2 protein-coding genes are annotated in these 1,087 nt (G+C 64.4%); both read left to right on the top strand.

Annotation, left to right across the window (positions count from 1 at the left end; genetic code table 11):
* The coding region (locus tag MOV74_RS38830; RefSeq protein WP_246932876.1) for a hypothetical protein at positions 1 to 470 on the top strand (470 nt) is incomplete at its 5' end.
* Between the two features lie 87 nt (positions 471 to 557).
* Positions 558 to 1,087 (top strand): hypothetical protein (locus MOV74_RS38835; protein WP_246932878.1); only part of this gene is annotated, 530 nt, incomplete at its 3' end.

The raw sequence follows: 1,087 nt of genomic DNA on the forward strand, positions 1-1,087 counted from the left end.
TGCTGGCCGAGCCGCTGCGGCAGGCCTTTGCCGCTGCAACGCCGTCCGATTTCCCGATGCCCAAGGCGTCGAGCCTGTCCGAAGCGCCCGCCGCGGCGGAGGTTCCCGCCGTCGAAGTTCCGGCCAAGCCGAAGGTGGCGGCCAAGCCGCAGCCGCAGAAACATTATACCCTGCTCTCCGACGCACAGATCTCCGGCATCAGGGATCGCCTGAAACTGTCCTCGTCGCAGGAATATTACTGGCCTTCGGTCGAGACCGCGCTGCGCAACGTCGTCCGCAAGATCTCGGCCAACAGGCTCTCCAATCCGAACGCGCCACCTAGCGCGCAGATTGATCCGAATTGCGATGAGGTCCAGCAGTTGAAGTCGGCCGCAATGCCCCTGCTGTTCCAGCTGCGTGACGATCAGAAGGAAGAAGTGCGCAAGCTCGCCCGCCTCATCGGGCTCGAAAAGGTCGCGCAGCAGATCTGACGGCGTAAGTTCCTCCGGGAACTGCTACGACACCAGGAACATCCGGCAATCAACGCGCGTTGCTCGCTCCAAAGAGGGAGTGGATTAATGCGCGCCTCGACAGCCTATTTCGTCGGTGCCGGAACCATTGTCGTGGCCATTGCCATCGGTCTCGGTGGCGGCATCGTTGCCGGCAACATCATGAATCCGGTCACGTCCAAACAGGGTCCGGACACCAGCAAAATGGCGCAGCGCGCCGAATCCGCCGGCGCGCCGGCGGCGACAAAGGCGCCCTCGGAACGCGTCGATTATCTCACAGGCTCGCAAGCCTTCGGTACGATTGTTGCGACACCGGCGCAGGCCGAAGCCAAGCCTGAAGCCGCAAAGCCTGACACGCAGCCCACCCAGGCGAACGCCGAACCGCCGCCACCGCCGCCGTCGCAAGCGGCCGCGGTCGAACCGCCCAAAGAACAGGCCAAGCCAGCAACCGCTTCGTCATCGAAGGCTATGAAATCCACCGAGCAGCAGGCCTCGGCCGACCCAACTTCTTCACCCGAGAACGCCTATGCCAAGGCCAGGGAGTCCGACGTGAAGCGCGCGGCGTCCGAGCGGCGCCGGATGGAGCGCCGAGACCGCTG

This window comes from Bradyrhizobium sp. SHOUNA76, assembly GCF_023006445.1.
GTDB lineage: Bacteria > Pseudomonadota > Alphaproteobacteria > Rhizobiales > Xanthobacteraceae > Bradyrhizobium.